The organism is Methylobacterium sp. WL116, assembly GCF_008039455.1.
GTDB lineage: Bacteria > Pseudomonadota > Alphaproteobacteria > Rhizobiales > Beijerinckiaceae > Methylobacterium.
Genome location: NZ_VRUV01000038.1, coordinates 1 through 18475, shown reverse-complemented (window position 1 = coordinate 18475; position 18475 = coordinate 1). Strand labels below are relative to the sequence as shown.

The 18475-nt window shown below is 69.6% G+C and carries 17 protein-coding genes and 1 pseudogene; 12 read left to right on the top strand and 6 right to left on the bottom strand.

Annotation, left to right across the window (positions count from 1 at the left end; all coding sequences use genetic code 11):
- Positions 1-60: 60 nt before the first annotated feature.
- The 3 genes from FV223_RS05765 to truA all read left to right on the top strand — a co-directional run bounded on the left by FV223_RS05765 (position 61) and on the right by truA (position 2417).
- Complete coding sequence (locus tag FV223_RS05765) at positions 61-576, top strand: peptide deformylase (RefSeq protein ID WP_147725902.1); 516 nt, start codon at positions 61-63, stop codon at positions 574-576.
- Positions 577-589: 13 nt separating this feature from the next.
- Complete coding sequence (gene fmt, locus FV223_RS05760) at positions 590-1519, top strand: methionyl-tRNA formyltransferase (protein ID WP_147725901.1); 930 nt, start codon at positions 590-592, stop codon at positions 1517-1519.
- Between the two features lie 109 nt (positions 1520-1628).
- Positions 1629-2417, top strand: a complete 789-nt coding sequence (gene truA / locus FV223_RS05755) for a tRNA pseudouridine(38-40) synthase TruA (RefSeq protein WP_147725900.1) — start codon at positions 1629-1631, stop codon at positions 2415-2417.
- Here the strand turns inward: truA and dapE are convergent.
- Complete coding sequence (gene dapE / locus FV223_RS05750; protein WP_147725899.1) at positions 2372-3568, bottom strand: succinyl-diaminopimelate desuccinylase; 1197 nt, start codon at positions 3566-3568, stop codon at positions 2372-2374. The genes truA and dapE overlap by 46 nt on opposite strands.
- A 186-nt stretch (positions 3569-3754) precedes the next feature.
- Here dapE and FV223_RS05745 point away from each other — a divergent pair, with 186 nt between their 5' ends.
- Positions 3755-4096: a PilZ domain-containing protein gene (locus FV223_RS05745; RefSeq protein WP_147725898.1), complete on the top strand. Its 342-nt coding sequence runs from the start codon at positions 3755-3757 to the stop codon at positions 4094-4096.
- A gap of 55 nt (positions 4097-4151) precedes the next feature.
- Here FV223_RS05745 and FV223_RS05740 read toward each other — a convergent pair whose 3' ends face one another.
- The gene (locus tag FV223_RS05740) at positions 4152-6470 is read right to left on the bottom strand and encodes a glycogen debranching N-terminal domain-containing protein (RefSeq protein WP_244033002.1); all 2319 of its coding nucleotides are present in this window, start codon (positions 6468-6470) and stop codon (positions 4152-4154) included.
- Positions 6471-6696: 226 nt separating this feature from the next.
- Complete coding sequence (locus tag FV223_RS05735) at positions 6697-7830, bottom strand: glycosyltransferase family 4 protein (protein ID WP_147725896.1); 1134 nt, start codon at positions 7828-7830, stop codon at positions 6697-6699.
- A 580-nt stretch (positions 7831-8410) separates the two neighbouring features.
- Here FV223_RS05735 and FV223_RS05730 point away from each other — a divergent pair.
- The 8 genes from FV223_RS05730 to FV223_RS05695 all read left to right on the top strand — a co-directional run bounded on the left by FV223_RS05730 (position 8411) and on the right by FV223_RS05695 (position 16637).
- Entirely contained in the window at positions 8411-10423 is a 2013-nt protein-coding gene (locus FV223_RS05730; protein WP_246689613.1) for a TonB-dependent siderophore receptor, read from the top strand.
- Between the two features lie 218 nt (positions 10424-10641).
- Positions 10642-10845: a 50S ribosomal protein L35 gene (gene rpmI, locus FV223_RS05725; RefSeq protein ID WP_018044555.1), complete on the top strand. Its 204-nt coding sequence runs from the start codon at positions 10642-10644 to the stop codon at positions 10843-10845.
- Positions 10846-10893: 48 nt separating this feature from the next.
- Complete coding sequence (rplT, locus tag FV223_RS05720) at positions 10894-11271, top strand: 50S ribosomal protein L20 (protein WP_147725894.1); 378 nt, start codon at positions 10894-10896, stop codon at positions 11269-11271.
- A gap of 140 nt (positions 11272-11411) precedes the next feature.
- Complete coding sequence (gene pheS / locus FV223_RS05715; protein WP_147725893.1) at positions 11412-12494, top strand: phenylalanine--tRNA ligase subunit alpha; 1083 nt, start codon at positions 11412-11414, stop codon at positions 12492-12494.
- Between the two features lie 14 nt (positions 12495-12508).
- Positions 12509-12790, top strand: a complete 282-nt coding sequence (locus FV223_RS05710) for a hypothetical protein (protein ID WP_147725892.1) — start codon at positions 12509-12511, stop codon at positions 12788-12790.
- 4 nt (positions 12791-12794) lie between these two features.
- Positions 12795-13268: a hypothetical protein gene (locus FV223_RS05705; RefSeq protein ID WP_147725891.1), complete on the top strand. Its 474-nt coding sequence runs from the start codon at positions 12795-12797 to the stop codon at positions 13266-13268.
- Positions 13265-15685: a phenylalanine--tRNA ligase subunit beta gene (gene pheT / locus FV223_RS05700; RefSeq protein WP_147725890.1), complete on the top strand. Its 2421-nt coding sequence runs from the start codon at positions 13265-13267 to the stop codon at positions 15683-15685. Before FV223_RS05705 ends, pheT begins: the two co-directional genes overlap by 4 nt.
- Before the next feature lie 76 nt (positions 15686-15761).
- A complete protein-coding gene (locus FV223_RS05695; protein ID WP_187276071.1) occupies positions 15762-16637 on the top strand; it encodes a DUF1186 domain-containing protein in 876 nt (291 codons plus the stop codon).
- Here FV223_RS05695 and moeB read toward each other — a convergent pair.
- The 3 genes and pseudogenes from moeB to FV223_RS31545 form a co-directional block, all read right to left on the bottom strand.
- Complete coding sequence (moeB, locus tag FV223_RS05690) at positions 16626-17411, bottom strand: molybdopterin-synthase adenylyltransferase MoeB (RefSeq protein ID WP_147725889.1); 786 nt, start codon at positions 17409-17411, stop codon at positions 16626-16628. The genes FV223_RS05695 and moeB overlap by 12 nt on opposite strands.
- 154 nt (positions 17412-17565) lie before the next feature.
- Entirely contained in the window at positions 17566-18087 is a 522-nt protein-coding gene (gene infC / locus FV223_RS05685) for a translation initiation factor IF-3 (RefSeq protein WP_243933822.1), read from the bottom strand.
- A 257-nt stretch (positions 18088-18344) separates the two neighbouring features.
- A pseudogene (locus FV223_RS31545) lies at positions 18345-18475 on the bottom strand (glycosyl transferase); the annotation flags it as partial.

Here is an 18475-nt window from a genome sequence, read left to right as displayed (position 1 = left end):
CCCGCATCCTATTCCGGCGACACGCCCGCCCCGCCACCTGCCCCGTCACCCGGTCGAGCCATGACGATCCGTCCCCTCGTGATCCTGCCCGATGCGCGCCTGCGCCTGCCGTCGGAGCCGGTCGGCCCCGTGACGAAGGAGATCCGCACCCTCGCCGACGACATGCTCGAGACGATGTACGACGCGCCCGGCGTCGGCCTCGCGGCGATCCAGATCGGCGTGACGAAGCGGATGGTGACCATCGACACCTCCAAGGAGGAGGGCGTGCGCAACCCGCAGATCTTCCTCGATCCCGAGATCGTCTGGGCCTCCGAGGAGACGCGGGTCTACGACGAGGGCTGCCTCTCGATCCCCGAGGTCTACGGCGAGGTCACGCGGCCGGACAAGGTGCGGGTGCGGTTCCGGGACCTCGACGGGGCGATGCAGGAGATCGAGGCGTCCGGCCTGCTCGCCACCTGCATCCAGCACGAGATCGACCACCTCAACGGCGTGCTGTTCATCGATCACCTGTCGAAGCTCAAGCGCGACCGGATCGTGAAGAAGTTCACCAAGGCGGCCAAGCGCGACGCGGCCTGATCGGACACCGGACATGCGCGTCGTCTTCATGGGCACCCCGGATTTCGCGGTGCCGACGCTCGCGCGTCTTTCCGAGGACGGCCACGCCATCGCGGCGGTCTACACCCGCGCGCCGGCGAAGGCCGGGCGCGGCATGGCGCTGCGCCCCTCCCCCGTCCATGCGCTCGCGGACCGGCTTGGCCTGCCGGTCCTGACCCCGTCGACCCTCAAGGACGCCGAGGCCGCCGAGACCTTCGCGCGCCACCGGGCCGACGTCGCCGTCGTCGTCGCCTACGGCATGCTTCTGCCGCAGGCGATCCTCGACGCGCCGCGCCACGGCTGCCTCAACCTGCACGGCTCGCTGCTGCCGCGCTGGCGCGGGGCGGCGCCGATCCACCGCGCGGTGATGGCGGGCGACGGGATGAGCGGCGTCGGCGTGATGCGGATGGAAGCCGGCCTCGACACCGGGCCGGTGGCGCTGGAAGCCCGCATCCCGATCCGCCCCGGCATGACCACGGGCGACCTGCACGACGCGCTGATGCCGGCGGGCGCCGACCTGATGGCGCAAGCTCTGCAGGAGCTCGACGCCGGCACTCTGACCTTCCGGCCGCAGGACGAGGACGGCGTGCTCTACGCCAGGAAGATCACCAACGACGAGGCGCGGATCGACTGGAACCGGGATGCCGCCGCGGTCGCGGCGCAGATCAACGGGTTGAGCCCGTTCCCGGGCGCCTATTTCGAGGTGGACCTCGGGAAGGGCGCCGAGCGGGTGAAGGTGCTCCGGGCTCTGCCCGCCACCGGATCGGGCGTCGCCGGAACGCTCCTCGACGCCGACGCCACGGTCGCCTGCGGCTCGGGCGCCGTGCGGATCCTGGAGGTCCGACGCGCCGGAAAGGGCGGCAGCGCCAGCGGTGCGGAGTTCCTGCGCGGGGCGCGGGTGGTTGCCGGCGCGCGTTTCCAGTGAGGGAAATCGACAACCGCCCGTTCCCTCCCCCACGGCGGCGCAGGGTACCTTCCCCCGCAGAGGGGGGAGGGAAAGGCGCGTCCTCCGCTCACCCGCAGAGACGACCCTGATGCCGCGTTACAAGCTCGTCATCGAGTACGACGGCGCGCCCTTCTGCGGTTGGCAGCGGCAGGCCGACGCGCCGAGCGTGCAGGGCGCGATCGAGACGGCGGTGACGCGGTTCTCGGGCGAGACGCAGGGGCTGACCTGCGCCGGGCGCACCGATTCGGGCGTGCATGCGACGCATCAGGTCGCCCATCTCGATCTCGCCAAGGCCTGGCGGACGGACGTGGTGCGCGACGCGCTGAACGCGCATCTGCGCCGGGTGCCGGTCTCGATCCTCTCGGCGGAGATCGTCCCCCCCGACTTCAACGCGCGGCATTGGGCGATCCGGCGGCACTATCGCTACCGCATCCTCGACCGGCGCAGCCCGCCGACCTTCACCGGCGGCCAAGTCTGGCACGTGCCCTGGGCGCTCGATGCGGCGGCGATGCACGCGGCCGGGCAGAGCCTGCTCGGCCTGCACGACTTCACCGCCTTCCGCGCCGCCGAGTGCCAGGCCAACAGCCCGGTGCGCACCCTCGACCGCCTCGACGTCGCCCGCCGTGCGATGGGATCGATGGAGGAGATCGTGGTCGAGACCCACGCCCGCTCCTTCCTGCACCATCAGGTCCGCAGCATGGTCGGCACGCTGATGCTCGCCGGAAGCGGGCGCCTCGATGCGGCCGGCCTCGCCGACATCCTCGCCTCGCGCGACCGCAGCCGCTGCGGACCGATGGCGCCCGCCTGCGGGCTGTGCTTCGTCGGCGTGGATTATCCCGCCGAGGGCCCACCCGTCTGGCCCGACGCCGGAAAGTAGGCGTCGAGCATCCGGCCGTAGATCGCCGTCAGGCGGTCGAGGTCGGCGACCGGCACGCACTCGTCGACCTGATGCATGGTCTCGCCGACGAGGCCGAACTCGATGACCGGGCAGAAATCCTTGATGAAGCGCGCGTCCGAGGTGCCACCGGTGGTCGAGAGCTTCGGACGCAGCCCGGTCTCGGCCTCGATCGCGTCGGAGACGAGCGCGACGAAGGCGTCGGGCTGGGTCAGGAAGGCCGGAGAGTTCGAGGGCGCGAGGTCGAGGGCGTAGCGGACCGTGCCGCCGGCGGCCGCGTCGAGGCGGCGGCGGATCTCGGCGGCGAGCGTCTGCGCGTCCCATCCCTCGTTGAAGCGGATGTTGAACACCGCCCGCGCGTCGGCCGGGATGACGTTGGTCGCGGGGTTGCCGACGTCGATCGTCGTGAATTCGAGGTTCGAGGCGTCGAAATGCGCGGTGCCGCCGTCGAGCGGGTCCGCGGCCAGCGCCGAGGCGAGGCGCAGCATGCCCGGGATCGGGTTCTCGGCCCGGTGCGGGTAGGCGACGTGGCCCTGCCGCCCGTGGACGGTGAGCTTGCCGGTGAGCGAGCCGCGCCGCCCGATCTTGATCGTGTCGCCCAGGGTGCTCGGGTTCGTCGGCTCGCCGAGCAGGCAATGGTCGAAGCGCTCGCCCCGGGCCTTCGCCCAGTCGAGCAGCTTGACGGTCCCGTTGACCGCCGGCCCCTCCTCGTCGCCGGTGATCAGGAAGGCGATCGAGCCGGGAAGACCCGGGCCGCGCGCCTGCAGGAACCGGAGCGTGGCGGCGAGCATGCAGGCGATGCCGCCCTTCATGTCCACGGCGCCGCGCCCGTAGAGAACGCCGTCGGCGACCGCGCCCGCGAACGGGCCGCTCCGCCACGCGGCGGCGTCTCCCGGCGGCACCACGTCGGTATGGCCGGCAAACAGCAGGCAGGGCGCGCCGGTGCCAATCCGGGCATAGAGGTTCTCGACGTCCGGCGTGCCGGACTCGGAAAAGACCGGCCGCGAGACGGCAAACCCGGCCGCGGTGAGGATCCGGTCGAGCAGCGCAAGCGCCCCGCCCTCCTCCGGGGTCACCGAGGGGCAGCGCAGCAGCGCCTGCGCCAGGTCGAGCGGGCTCGCCTCGGCGCTCACGCCGACGCCTCAACGATCGCCGAGGCCTCGCCCGCGGAGCTACCGTGACGGTGTGGATCCGTCGGCGCGATGGCGGAGGACGGCGGCTGCATCTTCAACCCTTCTTGAGAAACCGAGCTTACGACAACCCGGAGCAGGAACAGGCACCGCACCGCAAGGGCCGCGGCAGGATAGGAGCATCGCGGCATGGTTGCGAAGGCGTGGTCCGAGCTCGCCGCTTCCCGCAACCATCTCATCCTCATGGAGCCTCCGCCGGAGAAGCGATCGGGCGGGGACCGCCACACGGTGATGATCCCGGCGACGATCACCTGTCCCGACGGGACGACCCATGCCTGCGTGATCCGCGACATGTCGGTCGCGGGCGCGAAGCTCGCGATCTCGCGCCGCCATCGCCTGCCGCCGGGCTTCGACCTCACCGTGCCCGGGTACGACCATGCCTATCCGGTCGCACGCAAGTGGCAGCGCGGAGACTTCGCCGGCGTGGTGCTGACGCTTCCGAAGCCCGACGGCGAGCCGCATCCGGAATGATGCGCGGCTGCGCGAGGCGACCGCCGCCTCGCGCTCCGAGACCCGCGCGCGGCGGCTACTTCAGCACCGCCACCTGTGCGTCGCCGAGGCGACGCGTGACGCTGACGGTGACGTCGCTGCCGTGGCGTTGGAACCGCAGGTCGACACGCGAATCGCCCAGGCGCACGTTGTAGAGCGAGACCCCGTCAAGGAACGCCGGCAGGATCGGGTTGCGCAGGCGGACGCGGTTGCGCGCGTGGTCGAGCTCCAGCCCGAGGCAGGCCGAGAGGAAGGCGAACGGCGCCGCCGCGGCCCAGGCCTGCGGGCTGCACGCCACCGGGTAGGAGACCGGCCCGCGCTGGCGCCGGCGCATGAAGCCGCAGAACAGCTCCGGCAACCGCTTCTGATCCTGGTACAAGGCGGTCTCGAACATGCCCTGGAAGATGCGCGCGGCCTCGTGCTTGAGGTCGTAGCGGGCGAGCCCCATCGCGATGATCGCGTTGTCGTGCGGCCAGATCGAGCCGTTGTGGTACGACATCGGGTTGTAGCGCGCCTCGCCGCGGGCGATCGTGCGCACGCCCCAGCCGTTGAAGCCGTCCTTCGACAGCAGCGTCGCAGCCACCTGCGCCGCCCGCTCGGGCTTGGCGATGCCGGTGAACAGGGCGTGGCCCGCATTGGACGAGCGCACGGCGCATTGGCGCTTCTCGCCGTCGAGCGCCAGCGCGTAGGTGCCGATCTCGGCGTTCCAGAACGCGGCGTCGAACTTTTCGCGCAGGTCGTTCGCCTCGAGCGTTAGGCTCTCGGCCATGGCGTCGTGACCGAGCATCGCAGCGAGCTTGGCCATGCCGTTCTTGGCGGCGTAGACGTAGCCCTGGACCTCGCACAGCGCGATCGGGCCCTTGGCCAGGTGCCCGTCGGTGTGGAAGATCGAATCGTGGCTGTCCTTCCAGCCCTGGTTCTCCAGCCCCTTGTCGGTGTCGCGGGCGTACTCGACGAAGCCGTCGCCGTCGCGGTCGCCGTACTCGTTCATCCAGGCCAGCGCGAGCTCGAGCGCGGGCCAGATCCGGGTGATGGTCTCGCGGTCGCCGGTGACGGCGTAATAGTCCCAGGCCAGCATCACGAAGAGCGGCGTGCCGTCGATGGTGCCGTAATAGTGCCGGAACGGCACCTCGCCGAGCATCGCCATCTCGCCGCGGCGGGTCTCGTGCAGCACCTTGCCCGGCTGCGCGTCGGCGGCCGGATCGACGGTCTTGGCCTGCGTCACCGCGAGGTAGCGCAGCACGCCCTTGGCGAACTTCGGATCGATCCACAGCGCCATCATCGCGGTGATGATGCCGTCGCGCCCGAACACCGTGGAGTACCAGGGGATGCCGGCGAACGGGTAGATGCCCTCGGGCGTCCGGCTCGCCAGCATGTAGAGGTCGGCGGTGGCGCGGCAGGCGGCCTCGTTGAATTGGTCGTTCGACGAGATGATCGTGGTGATGCCGGCGGTCAGCTCGCGCAGGTCGCGCCGCGCATCGCGGTAGGCGCGGGCGAAGACCATGCCTTCGTAGAGGCCCTTCGGCGGCCGCACCGCGGTGCTGCCCGAGGCGAGCGAGAGCGCGGCGGCGGCATCCTCGCCGGTCTTCTCGGCGGACGGCGCGCTGGTGAAGGCGCGATGCGCCTCGCACACCACGCGGACGAACAGCGAGGCACGGCCCTCGGGCGCCAGAGTCACCTCGAAGACGGCACGGCCGGGCTCGAGCAGCTTCGGCTTGGGCCCGAAATGCAGCGCGGTGGTGCGCACGATCTCGTCGAGACCGACGTAGCGGAACTGCACCTCCTGGTCGCTCGCGACCTGCACCGCGCGCTTGCCGCGGCTGGTGCGCGCCGTGCCGCGGACCTCGAACAGGTCGCGGTAATCGGCATCGAACGTCACCTCGATGCGCAGGGTGCGCTGGCGCGAATCGTAGGAGCGCAGGCCGATCCGGTCGTAGCAGGCGCCGCGGAACAGGAATTTCGTGCGCTCGATCGCGATGATCTCGCGCGCCAGCGTGATCTCGTCGCCGCCGTCGAGGCGGATGTCGGGGGTCGTCATGTCGACCGAAAGCGCGCCGTTGTCGTCCTGCATCACCGAGGACAGCATCAGCGGGCGCTGGCCCTCGATGGTGAAGTGCAGGCGCGACAGGTAGCGCGTATCCTGAAAGTACAGGCCTTCCGGGCCGGGCTGCACGCCGATGTCGCCGAACGAATCCAGCACGGCGAAGGCCTCGCCGAACTTGAGCGAGCGCAGCGGCCGGTCCACCAGCGAGGTCTGCGCCTCGATGTGGTACTGCGGAAGCACCTCGTCGGCATCCTGGAAGCCGCGCGGAATCTTCTGCTGCGCCTCGCTGCCGGGCTGCGCCTTTGCCGTCATCGTGTCCGCCATGCGTGACCTGCTCCGCGCATCCTGGAGTGCGAATCGAAAGGGCCGCCGGATCGCGCCTTTGCGATGCGGCGGCCCTGGTGACCGTCTGATTGAGCCGTTTGTACGACGGGGCGAGGACGGAGAAAACCCTGCCCGCGCCGCTTCGACGGCTCTTGGGCGGCCCTTGCAAGCCGAATGCCGGATGCGGCGGCGGCCGAGGCCCGCCGCGACCGGATCAGGCCGGCATCGCGGCGATCGAGATCGCCGGGCGGGCCGAGCCGTTCATCTCGCCGTAATGCGGGGCGAAGGCGGAGGCGGTCGGCAGGGCGATCACCGAATCGCGGGCGGCGAGCAGTTCCTCGTAGGCGGCGACGTACTTCTTGACCATGCACTCGGCGGTGAACGCGGTCTCGAAGTGGCGGCGGACGCCGGCGCGGCTCATGGTCTTGACCTTGGCCACCGCGGCGACCGCGTCGTCCATGGTCTCGCACAGCACGCCGCTGACGCCGTCGGCGATCACCTCCGGCACGGAGCCGTTGCGGAAGGCGATCACCGGAGTACCGGCCGACATCGCCTCGATCATCACCAGGCCGAAGGGCTCCGGCCAGTCGATCGGGAAGGCGAGCGCCAGGGCGTTGCCGAGGAATTCCTTCTTCTGCTCCTCGTTGATCTCGCCGATATACTCGATCAGCGGGTGGTGGATCATCGGCTCGATGACCTCGTCCCAGTAATCCTGATCGGCCTTGTCGACCTTGGCGGCGATCTTCAGCGGCGTGCCGGAGCGGATCGCCATCTCGATGGCGCGGTCCGGGCGCTTCTCCGGCGAGATGCGGCCGAGAAAGGCGAGGTAGCCGCCCTTGGCCTCGGGGGAATACGGGCAGTTCTGGGCCGGCAGGCCGTGATGGATCGTCGACAGCCAGTTGACGTTCGGCGGCATCGGCTCGCGCTGGTTGTCGGAGATCGACACCAGCGGCATCCCGGTGAAGGTCTTGTAGACGGGCATGAAGTCCGGCACGTCGAGGCGGCCGTGCATCGTGGTGATGCACTTGTGGTTCAGATCCTCGAACATGGGATACTGCAGCAGATCGATGTGAAAATGCAGGATGTCGAACTCGTGCGCCCGACGATGAACCTGGTGCAGCATCGCGAGATGGCTCGCGGTATGATCGCGATAGCCCAGAAGACGCAGACCTTCGGGCGTGCAGGCCGCGAGCTTGGCGGACGTCTCGGAATCGCCGCTCGCGAACAAGGTAACGTCGTGGCCCTGGCGGACCAGTTCTTCGGTGATCCAGCTGACGACGCGCTCTGTGCCGCCGTAGAACTTGGGCGGTACGGCTTCCGAGAGCGGGGCGATCTGGGCAATGCGCACGAAAGGTCTCCTGAGTAGCCTGCGTTTCGGGGATCTAACCCGACCCGGGCTGAGTGGGACATGAACGAAACCCACGGCCAAGGTTATGGTTCCTTGTGCGGTGCAAAGGCAGCGCTTCGTCGTCTTCACCGGGACTTGTCCCCGGTATCCTCGACGACCGGTCGGCCCGCGATGCCCGATCGAGCCGCGAGCCCCGTGGACCGGGACGCCGGCGGACAAGGCGATCCGCGGAGCGCACAAGAATCGAAATCGTAACGAGCAGCTTTGAAGTATTACAAATCGATATTGTGGCCTTTCGGCGACGCCTTCGGAAGGATCATATCCGTCGACCGCTTTCCGCGCTGAGATCATTGCAAGCACCGCACGCCATCGCTCAAGGATTGCGCGGAGCCGATCGGCTTCGAATATCCGAGCGCGAGCGAAAACCATGGTCGGTGATGGTGGAGATGCGAGACGGCCCCGTCATGAAACCATCGGTTGCTTTCTCGCCGCGGTGGCCGGCCTGCTGGCGGGTGTCGCATCCCCGGTCCCAGCACTGGCCGGCCCGGCCACGGACGAGGTCGTCCTGTCCGAGCTGAGCGTGACCGGCACGGGCGGCGAGCGGGCGGGCGGACCGGTGGTCGGCTATCGCGCCACGCGCTCGGCGACGGCCACGCGCACCGACACGCCGCTGGCCGACACGCCGCAATCCGTCCAGGTGGTGCCGCGCGACGTGTTGGTGGATCAGCAGGACGTTCGGCTCGGCGACGCGCTGCAGAACGTCAGCAACGTGCAGCCGGGCGGCACCCTGCAGGGCCGCAGCGAGACCTTCATCATCCGCGGCTTCGCCACGCAGACCTACGCCATCGACGGCATCCCGCTGAACCAGGCGAGCAACTTCTACACCGTCCAGCGCGACCTCGCCGACGTGGAGCGCATCGAGGTGCTGAAGGGACCGGCCTCGGTGCTGTACGGCCGCGGCGAGCCCGGCGGCCTCATCAACATCGTCACCCGGCAGCCGACGCTCGTCCCGTCCGGCGACCTCAGCATCCAGGGCGGCAGCTTCGGCTTTCGGCGCGTGCAGGGCTCGGTGTCGAGCGCCATCCCGGCCGTTGAGGGCCTGGCGGCCCGCATCAGCTTCGCGGGACAGTCCGACCCGACCTTCCGCAACTACGGCGATCGCGACAATGCCCGCACCTTCGTGGCGCCGGCCTTCGCCTGGAACCCGTCTCCCGACACCCGCGTGTCGTTCGTCGGCGAGTTCACCCGCACCGACACCCAGTACGACGAGGGACTGATCGCCCGGAACGGACGCGTCCCCCTCGACGACATCGGCCGCTACTACGGCGAGCCCTTCAGCCGCTACAACGCCACGGCGAATTTCGGCGTGCTCCGCATCGAGCACGACGTGAACGAGTCCATCACCCTACGCGAGGTCTTTAGCGCCCAGGGCGGCGCCTTCGATCTCGTCGCGACCCGTGCGACGGGCCTGACCGACAACAACAGGACCGTGTCACGGCGCGAGACCGCGGTCCGCTCGGCCTATGCCTCGATCGACAGCCAGACCGAGATGGTCGCGAAGTTCGACCTGTTCGGGCTGCGCAACACCGTGCTGGTCGGGTTCGAGTACACCGACGGCTTTCGCCATTCCTACACGACGCAGAGCACCGGCTATCCGTCGGTCAGCTTCCTCACGCCGACCTTCGGCTCGCCCATCGTCGGCACGGCGCTGCAGGGCGACCTCCGCCAGAGAAGCGAGCTCTACGGCCTCTACCTCCAGGACCAGGTCGACCTCGGCTACGGCCTGCAGGTGCTGATCGGGGTCCGCTACGACACCGGAACGCAGTTCTACTTCAACCGGACGCCGACCTCGCGCACGATCCCGCCGGACCTGGCGTTGTCCGGGACCTCGCCGCGGGTCGGCCTCGTCTACCGGCCGTTCGATCCGCTGACGCTCTATGCGAGCTACACGACGTCGTTCAAGCCGCAGACCGCCAACGTCCTCAACGTCTCGAACCCGACGCCCGAGACCGGGGACCAGGTCGAGGTCGGAAGCCGCCTCGACCTCACGCCGGACCTGACCCTGAGCGCGGCCGCCTTCCGCATCACCCGCCAGAACGTGGCCGCCGCCGACCCAGTCAACACCGGCTTCTCGGTGATCACCGGCGAGCAGCGCTCGCAGGGCGTCGAGGCGGATCTGGCTGGCCAGATCCTGCCGGGCTGGAAGGTCATTGGCAGCGTCGGCTACCTCGATGCGCGGATCACCAAGGATGACGTCTACGTCGTCGGGAACCGCCTGATCGGCGTGCCGAGCTTCAGCACCAGCCTGTGGTCGACCTACCAGTTCCAGGAGGGCCCGTTGCGCGGCTGGACCGTCGGCGGCGGCATCACCTATGTCGGGCGGCGCACCGGCGACCTGAACAACAGCTACTCCGTCGGCGGCTATGCGCGCCTCGACGCGGCCGTGTTCTACGATATCGACGAGCACGCCCGCTTCTCGCTGAATGCCCGCAACCTCACCGACCGGCGCTACATCGAGCAGCCGTTCAACCCGTTCAACAACGCCCCGGGCGCGCCGCTCTCGGTGCTCGCCACGATCACGGCCAAGCTGTGAGCCGAGCCCCGGACGCGTCGCTCGGGACGGCGGGGCCGATCGGGCATCCGCGAAGGCATTGAAGCGGCGCGCGGTTTCTGCCATAAGCCGCCCCGCGTGGAACCGCCCGGCCGGTTAGGGCTGCCGTGGCGGTTCATGCTGCTCCACCAGAAGCATCCATCGAGCGCACCCCTCCGGCCATCGTCGGACGGCTGGGGTTTCGCGCAGCGGAGAGCCAAATGCCCAAGCTGAAGACCAAATCGGGCGCCAAGAAGCGCTTCAAGATCACCGGGACCGGCAAGGTCATGTACGCCCAGGCCGGCAAGCGCCACGGGATGATCAAGCGGACGACGAAGCAGATCCGCAACCTGCGCGGCACCACCACCCTGTTCGAGGGCGATGCCGCCAACGTGAAGAAGTACTTCCTGCCCAACAGCCGGTAAGCCCTTCACGACCGCCGAGACTGCTTTTTTCGATCCAGGAGATACACCATGGCCCGCGTCAAACGCGGCGTGACCAGTCACGCCAAGCACAAGAAAGTCCTCAAGGCCGCCCGTGGCTATTACGGCCGGCGCAAGAACACGATCCGCATCGCCAAGCAGGCGGTCGAGAAGGGCATGCAGTATGCCTACCGCGACCGCAAGAACAAGAAGCGCACGTTCCGCGCCCTCTGGATCCAGCGCCTGAACGCTGCCGTCCGCGAGCACGGCCTGACCTATTCGCGCTTCATCGACGGCTTGGCGAAGTCCGGCATCGCGGTCGACCGCAAGGCGCTGTCCGACCTCGCGATCCACGAGCCGGCGAGCTTCGCCGTCGTGGTCGAGAAGGCCAAGGCCGCCCTGCCCGCTCAGTCCGCCAAGGCCGCCTGAGCCTCATCCGAGCGACGAACCGGCGAAAGGCGCGGGGCTCCCTCGGGGAGCGCCGCGCCTTCGTCATGTTCGCACACCCTGTGACCACGAGCCTGCGCGCCGACGGCGCCGGGCGGTGAACCGCACGCGACGGGACAGCGATGACCGATCTCGACACCCTCGAACGCGACCTGCTCGCCCAGGTCGCGGCCGCCGCCGACGAGGCGTCGCTCGAGGCCCTGCGCGTCGCGGCGCTCGGCAAGAAGGGCAGCGTCTCCGAGTTGCTGAAGACGCTGGGCGCGATGAGCCCGGAGGAGCGCAAGCAGCGCGGCCCGCTCATCAACGGCCTGCGCGACCGGGTGCAGGGCGCGATCGCCCAGCGCCGCGACGCGCTCGCCGAGGCGGCCCTCGAAGCGCGGCTCGCGGCCGAGCGCATCGACGTGACCCTGCCGCTGCGCGAGGCGCCCGAGTCCCGCGGCCGCATCCACCCGATCAGCCAGGTCATCGACGAGATCACCGCGATCTTCGCCGACATGGGGTTCTCGGTCGCCGAAGGCCCGGACATCGAGACCGACGAGCTGAACTTTACCGCGCTGAACTTCCCGCCTGGGCATCCGGCGCGGGAGATGCACGACACCTTCTTCCTGGCGCCCGACGCCGAGGGCAAGCGCAAGGTGCTGCGCACGCACACCTCGCCGGTCCAGATCCGCACCATGCGGTCGCAGACGCCGCCGATCCGTGTGATCATCCCGGGCCGGACCTACCGGCACGATTCCGACCAGACCCACACGCCGATGTTCCATCAGGTCGAGGGGCTGGTGATCGACAAGGCGGCCAACATCGCCAACCTGAAATGGGTGCTCGAGGCGTTCTGCAAGGCGTTCTTCGAGGTCGACGCCGTCAAGATGCGCTTCCGACCCTCGTTCTTCCCCTTCACCGAGCCCTCGGCGGAGGTCGACATCCAGTGCTCGCGCAAGGGCGGCGAGATCCGCTTCGGCGAGGGCACCGACTGGCTCGAGATCCTCGGCTGCGGCATGGTGCACCCGAACGTGCTGCGGAATTGCGGCCTCGACCCGAGCGAGGTCCAGGGCTTCGCCTTCGGCGTCGGCATCGACCGCATCGCCATGCTCAAGTACGGCATGCCGGACCTGCGGCCGTTCTTCGAGGCCGACCTGCGCTGGATCGAGCATTACGGCTTCCGCCCGCTCGACGTGCCGAGCCTGATCGGCGGCCTGACGGGGTAGAAAGGGTGAGCGCCATGACGGAACGCGAAGTGGAAAACGTTGTCTCTTCGGTGCTCGAACACCGCTTTCCCGGTGGGCAATACAAGGCAGCGGAGGTTCGATTCGATACGGATTTCGATGGCGCCCCGATCATCCGCGTGACGGCTCGGTACAACACGCGACCGGCCAGTCGCGCCGAACTCGTGCGAACGGTGCATGCGATCCGGGATGCCCTCATCGCTCGCGGCGACGATCGTTTCGTGTTCCTGAGCAACGACATCGCCGACGAGCGGCAAGTTCACGCGGACGTGGACTGACGCCATGTCCACGATGGTCGCACGCCTGCTACGATTGGCCGAGGATATCGTCGACGCCCACCCGGACAGTTCGAGCGTGAAGCGGCGCGCCGTCAGCACGGCCTATTACGCTGCATTCCACGCCCTCGCCCGCCTGTGTGCCGACACCCTTCTCGGCGATTCCGATCGCGCGTCGAGCGAATACGAGAAAGTCTACCGCGCGCTCGATCACGGTTCGCTTCGCACGGCCTTCCAGCCCAAAGGCAGCCCGCTCGCGACGAATGTCTCGCTCAAACGGATCGGCGACCTGATCGTGCCGTTGCAGGGGGCACGCATGCTCGCCGATTACGCACCACCCCGCCTCGGCTTCTACCAGGAAAATGCAGCTCGCGATCACCTGGAGCAGGCCCGCGAGCTGGTCGGCCTCCTCGAAGCCTTGAGCGCATCCGAAAGGATGAGCTTGGCGATCCACCTGATTTTCAAAGACAGACCGAAATGAAATTCACCCTCTCCTGGCTCAAGGACCACCTCGACACCGAGGCGTCCCTCGACGTGATCGCCGAGACGCTCACCCGCATCGGGCTCGAGGTCGAGGGCATCGAGGACAAGGCGGCGGCGCTGAAGCCCTACGTGGTGGCGAAGATCCTCACCGCCGAGCAGCATCCCAACGCCGACCGGCTCAGGGTCTGCAGCGTCGACGCCGGGGACGGGCAGCCGCTCCAGGTGGTCTGCGGCGCGCCGAACGCGCGCGCCGGCCTGCTCAGCGTGTTCGCGCCGCCGGGCACCTACGTGCCGGGCAAGAACATGACCCTCTCGGTGGGCAATATCCGCGGCGTCGAGAGCCGCGGCATGCTGTGCTCAGGGGCCGAGCTCGGCCTCGGGGACGACCACGACGGCATCCTCGAGCTGCCGGCCGACGCGCCGGTGGGCACGCCCTACGCGCTGTGGGCCGGGCTCGACGATCCGGTGATCGAGATCAACCTGACGCCGAACCGCCCGGACTGCGCCTCGGTCCACGGCATCGCCCGCGACCTCGCCGCCACCGGCATCGGTGCCCTGAAGCCCCTGGCCGAGCCGCCGATCCGCGGCGAAGACCCCTGCCCGGTCGCCGTCGCCCTCGACATTCCCGAGGCGGCGCGCGACCTCGCCCCGCACTTCGCCCTCCGCCGCGTGCGCGGCGTGCGCAACGGGTCCTCGCCGGACTGGATGCAGGCGCGGCTGCGTGCGATCGGCCTTCGCCCGATCAACGCGCTGGTCGACATCACCAACTACATGACCTTCGACCAGGGCCGGCCGCTGCACGTGTTCGACGCCGCCAAGGTGGCCGGCGGCCTGACCGTCCGGCTCGCCCGCGAGGGCGAGACCCTGAAGGGCCTCGATGGGCGCGAGCACGCGCTCGGCGGCGAGATGGTCGTCATCGCCGACGACAACGGCGTCGAATCCATCGCCGGCATCATCGGCGGGGCGGCCTCGGGCTGCGACGCCTCCACCACCGACGTGCTGATCGAATCGGCGCTGTGGAACCCGGCCAACATCGCGCAGACCGGACGGCGGCTCGGCGTGATCACCGATGCGCGCTACCGCTTCGAGCGCGGCGTCGACCCGGCCTCGACGCTGCCCGGGCTCGACCGCGCGACCCAGCTCGTCCTCGACCTCTGCGGCGGGATCCCGTCCGAGGCGACGATCGCCGGCGCGATGCCCAAGACCGACCGCGTCGTCGACTTCCCCTGGACCGAAGTGCGGCGTCTGGCCGGGATCGAGCTGTCCCGCGCCGAGATGACCGTCACGTTGGAGGCGCTCGGCTTCCAGGTCTCCGGCACCGGCGACCGGGCGAAGGTGCTGCCGCCGTCGTGGCGGCCCGACATCGAGGGCGAGGCCGACCTCGTCGAGGAGATCATCCGCATCGCGGGCCTCGACCGGATCGAGCCGAAGCCGCTGGCGCCGCTGGCCGGCCTCGCGCGCCCGACGCTGACGCTGATCCAGAAGCGCACCCGCCGCGCCAAGCGCGCGCTGGCGAGCCGCGGCCTGATGGAAGCGGTGACGTGGTCGTTCATCCCGCACGACGACGCGGTGCTGTTCGGCGGCGGCGGCGCCGACCTGGTGCTGGCCAACCCGATCGCCTCGGAACTCTCCGACATGCGGCCGAGCCTGGTGCCGGGCCTGCTGCGCGCGGCGCAGCGCAACGCCGACCGCGGCTATCCCGATGCCGCCCTGTTCGAGGTCGGGCAGTGCTTCGCCGACGACACGCCGGAGGGACAGACCATCCGCGCCGCGGCCGTGCGCCGGGGAACGGCCAACCTCGCGGGCGGCGGGCGCCACTGGGACGGCACCGCGCCGACCGTCGACGCCTTCCAGGTCAAGGCCGACGCGATGGCGATGCTGGCCGCCCTCGGCGTTCCGACGGGCGGGCTCCAGGTCGTGGCGGGCGGCCCGGACTGGCTGCATCCCGGCCGCTCGGGCACGCTCCAGTTCGGCCCGAAGAACCCGGTCGGCTTCTTCGGCGAGGTGCATCCGCGGGTGATGAAGGCGCTGGATCTCAAGGGCACCCTGGTGGCGTTCGAGATCGTCCTCGACGCGATCCCGGCCCCGAAGCTGAAGCCGACCAAGACCAAGGGCGCGGCGACGCTCTCGGACTTCCAGCCGCTGTCGCGCGACTTCGCCTTCGTCGTCGGCCGCGACGTCGCCGCCGGCGAGATCGTCAAGGCGGCGGCCGGCGCCGAGCGCAAGCTCGTCACCGGCGTCGACGTGTTCGACGTCTACGAGGGCACCGGCATCCCGGACGGCTCGAAATCGGTGGCGATCGCGGTGCGGCTGCAGCCGCTGGAGCGGACGCTGACCGATGCGGAGATCGAGGCGGTGAGCGCCCGGATCGTCGCCGAGGTCGGCCGCAAGACCGGCGCGACGTTGCGCGGCTGAACCCCGCGCCCCGACGACCATACCGGCGCGCGACCTGCACGCGACGCGATCGGCACGCAACGAGGGCGACCCGACCATGACCGACGCCGAAGCGCTCCGCCAGGCACTGTCCCTTGCCGAGACCCTGCCCGAGCCGCTGCTGCGTCGCGCCCTGGCCGAGCCGGATCTCGTCGCGGACGAGACCCTTCGCCTCCTCTCGGTGGCGGCCGAGGGCGCCGAGCTGACGCCGGAGCAGGAGAACCTGCTGTTCTGGGGGCTGCACGTGCTCGCCCATGCCCGCGATCCGCGGCTGCTCGCCCCGCTCCTGCGCTTCCTGCGCCAGGACGAGGAGATTGTGGACGCGGTGCTCGGCGACGCCGTCACCACGACGCTCGCCCGCATGATCGCGAGCCTGTTCGACGGGCGGACCGATGGGATCTTCGCGCTGATCCTCGACAGCACGGTCGACGATGCGGTGCGCCAGGCGCTGCTGTCCGGCTGCGTCTTCCTGGCGATCGAGGGTCGGATTCCGCGCCAGACCCTGCGCGACCTGCTGGTCCGCTTCGACGACGCGAAGGCCGCCGTCGAGGAGGCGGTCGGCTGGATCGCCTGGGAGGAGGCGATCGCCTATCTCGGCCTGCGCGAGCTCGCCCCGCGGGCCGAGGCGGCCCGGCGCGACAAGCGCATCACCGACGAGTTCAGCGATGCCGCGTGGTTCAAGGAGACCCTGCGCGAGGCCGAGCGCAAGCCCAACGACCGGTCGCGCCTCGACGCGTGGAACCACGGCTACCTCGACGACCCGATCGTTCAGCTCGCCTGGACCAAGGCCGGCTACGGCCTGCCGACGGTCAACCCGTTCAAGGACGTCGGCCGCAACGATCCCTGCCCGTGCGGCAGCGGCAAGAAGTTCAAGAAGTGCTGCCTCGGCAAGGTGGATGCCGAAGCGGAATGGACTCCGCCATCAGGCTTGTGACGGCACCGCGCCGCTGAGCGGGTTCGCCTCGTCCCAGGCGTAGCCCAAGGTCTCGAACCGCATCGCGCGGGCATCGACCATCAGCAGCCGCCCGACCAGCGGCTCGCCGAAGCCGGTCACCGCGCGGATCACCTCCATCGCCATCAGCGAGCCCATCACGCCGGCGAGCGCCCCGAGCACGCCGGCTTCCGCGCAGGGCGGCACGGTGCCGGGCGGCGGCGGGTTCGGGAACAGGCAGCGGTAGGTCGGGTTCGGGTCGCCGTCCGGCCCGGTCTCGTGGGCGCGGATCGTCGTCAGCGTGCCGTCGAAACGGCCGAGGGCGGCGGTGACCAAGGGGCGGCGCGCCCGGTAGCAGGCGTCGGACACGGCGTAGCGGGTCGCGAAGTTGTCCGAGCCGTCGGCGACGACGTCGTACGCGGCGGCCAAGGCTTCGGCGGATGCGGCATCGATCCGGATCGGATGGGCGACCACCGTCACGTTCGGGTTGAGGCGGGCGACGGCGTCCGCGGCGCTTTCGACCTTCGGGCGGCCGAGATCAAGTGTGCCATGGATGATCTGGCGCTGCAGATTCGAGAGCGAGACCGTGTCGTCGTCGACGATGCCGATCGTGCCGATGCCGGCGGCGGCCAGGTACTGGATCAGCGGGGCGCCGAGCCCGCCGGCACCGATCACGAGCACGCGCCCCGCCTTCAGCCTGCCCTGCCCGGGGCCGCCGATCTCCGGCAGCACGAGGTGGCGGGCGTAGCGTTCGATCTCGTCGGATGTCAGGGCCATGCGCAGCAGATAATCCGCGCGACCGGCCGGTGAAAGCGCGACGGCCCGTGAAAGGCGCATGGTCTGGGAACGGCGACGCGCGACCGCATCATGAAAAACGCCGCCTCGCGGAGCGAGACGGCGTTTTGAAATTCCCCGGGCCTCGGCGGAGCGATCAGCGCGGCGCCAGGATCATGATCATCTGGCGGCCTTCGAGCATCGGCTCGCTTTCCACCTTGGCGATCTCGGCGGTCTCGGTCTTCACCCGCTCGAGCAGGCGCAGGCCGATATCCTGGTGCGCCATCTCGCGGCCGCGGAAGCGCAGGGTCACCTTGACCTTGTCGCCCTCCTCGAAGAAGCGCTGCACCGACTTCATCTTGGTGTCGTAGTCGTGCTTGTCGATGCCGGGGCGGAGCTTGATCTCCTTGACCTCGACCGTCTTCTGCCGCTTGCGGGCCTCGTTCTGCTTCTTCTGTTCGTTGAAGCGGAAGCGGCCGTAATCGAGCAGCTTGCAGACGGGAGGAACGGAGTTCGGTGCGATCTCGACGAGGTCGAGGCCGGCCTCTTCGGCCAGGGCCAGAGCATCGAAGAAGGCGACGACGCCCCGGTTCTGGCCGGTGTCGTCGATGAGCTGCACTTCGCGCACGCCGCGGATGTCCCGGTTGGCGCGAGGCCCGTCCTTCTGCGGGGCCGGCATGGCTCTCATGGGTCTACGAATGGCGGTGTTCTCCTGATGCAACGACGAAACGGCGGCCCCTGGCATCCCGTTCCAGGCTGCCCAGACCACCGATCGCTCCGGCCTATCCCGGACAGCTTACCTTGGCCGAACCGTGCGGCAAGTCAACACATGCCGCCGTCTCGACGCAAAACGATACCGGCTCCCGCGATGCCAAAACCTTTTCCCGGATGTGAAGCTTGCGGGCCAAAAGCACAAGCCCCCATCGCGACGCGGGGTCAGGCGGGCTCCGATCGGCCGAGCAGCTTGGCGTAGATCGCCAGCGTGTCGCCGACCATGCGCTCCAGGGAGAAGTTCGCCTCCACATGGGCGCGCTCGCGGCGGGCCAGCGCGTCGCGCGCGCTGGCGC

Excerpts from the sequence above, each read along its gene's own strand:
- FV223_RS05765 (WP_147725902.1), top strand. The coding sequence starts at position 61 with ATGACGATCCGTCCCCTCGTGATCCTGCCCGATGCGCGCCTGCGCCTG.
- fmt (WP_147725901.1), top strand. The coding sequence starts at position 590 with ATGCGCGTCGTCTTCATGGGCACCCCGGATTTCGCGGTGCCGACGCTC.
- truA (WP_147725900.1), top strand. The coding sequence starts at position 1,629 with ATGCCGCGTTACAAGCTCGTCATCGAGTACGACGGCGCGCCCTTCTGC.
- FV223_RS05745 (WP_147725898.1), top strand. The coding sequence starts at position 3,755 with ATGGTTGCGAAGGCGTGGTCCGAGCTCGCCGCTTCCCGCAACCATCTC.
- FV223_RS05740 (WP_244033002.1), bottom strand. The coding sequence starts at position 6,470 with ATGACGGCAAAGGCGCAGCCCGGCAGCGAGGCGCAGCAGAAGATTCCG.
- rpmI (WP_018044555.1), top strand. The coding sequence starts at position 10,642 with ATGCCCAAGCTGAAGACCAAATCGGGCGCCAAGAAGCGCTTCAAGATC.
- rplT (WP_147725894.1), top strand. The coding sequence starts at position 10,894 with ATGGCCCGCGTCAAACGCGGCGTGACCAGTCACGCCAAGCACAAGAAA.
- pheS (WP_147725893.1), top strand. The coding sequence starts at position 11,412 with ATGACCGATCTCGACACCCTCGAACGCGACCTGCTCGCCCAGGTCGCG.
- FV223_RS05710 (WP_147725892.1), top strand. The coding sequence starts at position 12,509 with ATGACGGAACGCGAAGTGGAAAACGTTGTCTCTTCGGTGCTCGAACAC.
- FV223_RS05705 (WP_147725891.1), top strand. The coding sequence starts at position 12,795 with ATGTCCACGATGGTCGCACGCCTGCTACGATTGGCCGAGGATATCGTC.
- pheT (WP_147725890.1), top strand. The coding sequence starts at position 13,265 with ATGAAATTCACCCTCTCCTGGCTCAAGGACCACCTCGACACCGAGGCG.
- FV223_RS05695 (WP_187276071.1), top strand. The coding sequence starts at position 15,762 with ATGACCGACGCCGAAGCGCTCCGCCAGGCACTGTCCCTTGCCGAGACC.
- moeB (WP_147725889.1), bottom strand. The coding sequence starts at position 17,411 with ATGGCCCTGACATCCGACGAGATCGAACGCTACGCCCGCCACCTCGTG.
- infC (WP_243933822.1), bottom strand. The coding sequence starts at position 18,087 with ATGCCGGCCCCGCAGAAGGACGGGCCTCGCGCCAACCGGGACATCCGC.